Raw genomic sequence first — 1,674 nt, forward strand, 5'->3', positions numbered from 1 at the left:
GTCAGGAAAGGGATCCACCGGCAATGGCGGAGCGGCTTCTCCGGGTCCGACGGCGCCGGCAAGTACGTCGAGCCCGTCGGGCGGTTCCAACTCCCGGCCTTCACCCGCGTGGCCGAGGTGCTGCGGCCAGCGTGGTGGTTCCCAGTCTTGTTGTTCGCTTGGATAGGAGCGTCCCGCGGGTGAGATCCAGCCGGGTGACTGGTCCCGGGTGGCGTCAACCGGCCTCCATGCTGTGGTGTGTCTGAGTCGGTGGTGCCGCCGGCATGGCTGGCCAAGGTTGGTGATGCCGGTGCCGCCTCCCTCGGACCAAGCCAACAGATGATCCGCTTCGTTATCCAGGGAATGGTTGTTACAGCCCGGAAAAGGGCACCGGCCATCCCGAAGCCGCAACCATTGGCGCATCGCCTTCGGAACCCGGTAGCTGGTCCGTCCGATTTCCAGCGGCGCTCCATTGCGCGGATCGGTCAGCACACGCAGGAACGATCCGGCGCCATCCCCTACAAGCCGGCGGGCCGTGCTCGGCGGAACGGGACCATACCCGTCCAGCGTGGCCGGTTCCGACTCGGCGCCCAATAGAGACAGCACCGGCACGGTCACCAGGACCTGCGCCTTGGGTGACGGAGTTCCTTCCGCCACCCCCGCCAGCAGCCAGTCGGCGGCGACGTCCGCACGGAGCTGGGTCAGGGTCCGGGATTCATTCGGCTCCTGCAGGGCACGGGCCGCTTCCGTGGCACGGGACCATGCAGCCACCGCCACATCCGCAGTCAGATAGGCCGAGAGCCAGGCCATGCCGTCCCGGTCCGGCACATATTCCAGCCGACGGTCCTCCACACCCTTGCGGTGGCGGGCTTCGATGCTTACGGGATGGTGCAGCTCACGCCATCTGCGCGCCTTGGCCCGGAACCTGCCCGGCACCAGCTCCCCTGCGGGGCAGCCACGCGCGGCAAAGGGAGCTTCGGGGTCCAGGAAATGAGCCTCCAAGGCAGCCGCCGCGGCGGGGTCCAGACCGGACGTTTCATCACACATCACCCGCGCGTGTTGCCATGAAATGCTGCCTACTTGCAGCGCAGCCAGCGTCAGGGGCAACTTAGTGGTCAGGGTGGCCGACTCTGCCAGGAGCGCCGCCGCCGATCTTTCACTCACGGTCAGGACACAGGCCACCTCTGCTGTCACGGCCATTTCCTGGGCGGTGCGCTCCTGCGGGGAATCGGCTGGGCCCGCCATGGCGACGGCAGCGCGGGCATATCCGGCGGCGAAGTGCACTTTCAGGGCGGCCAGCCTGGCTTCCATGCTGGCGACCTCAGCCATACCGTCCAGGCACGCGTCCGCTTCGTCCCGAAGAGGGTCGGCGCCAGTCGAGGCCGCGTTCCCGGCTCCGCGACCGGCAAATGCAGACAACCTGGCAAGGGAGGCCTCCATGGCCTCCAACGTCTCCGCAGCTGCTTTGCCTTCCACACCCTCAGCATGGCAGGCGCCACTGACATTTAACTCTGGCGTCAGAGTTGCAGGCGAAGTCCGTCAGCCAGGATCTGCCTGATCCCGAACTTTCCTACGGCGAACATCCGAGGATTATCGTCGGAGTTGCTCAGCATGGCGGTGGACAGGATGAGGGCCCAACCGCGCGCCCTCATCCAGTTGTCTCCATCTATTGCGGGGCCAAAGGCGCCCATGAAG

The 1,674-nt window shown here is 66.6% G+C and carries 1 protein-coding gene; it reads right to left on the reverse strand.

The window, feature by feature from the left end:
* The coding region (locus LQV45_RS30525) for an HNH endonuclease signature motif containing protein (RefSeq protein ID WP_230010984.1) at positions 1 to 1,419 on the reverse strand (1,419 nt) is incomplete at its 3' end.
* Positions 1,420 to 1,674 lie beyond the last annotated feature (255 nt).

The organism is Microbacterium sp. Bi128, from assembly GCF_918698205.1.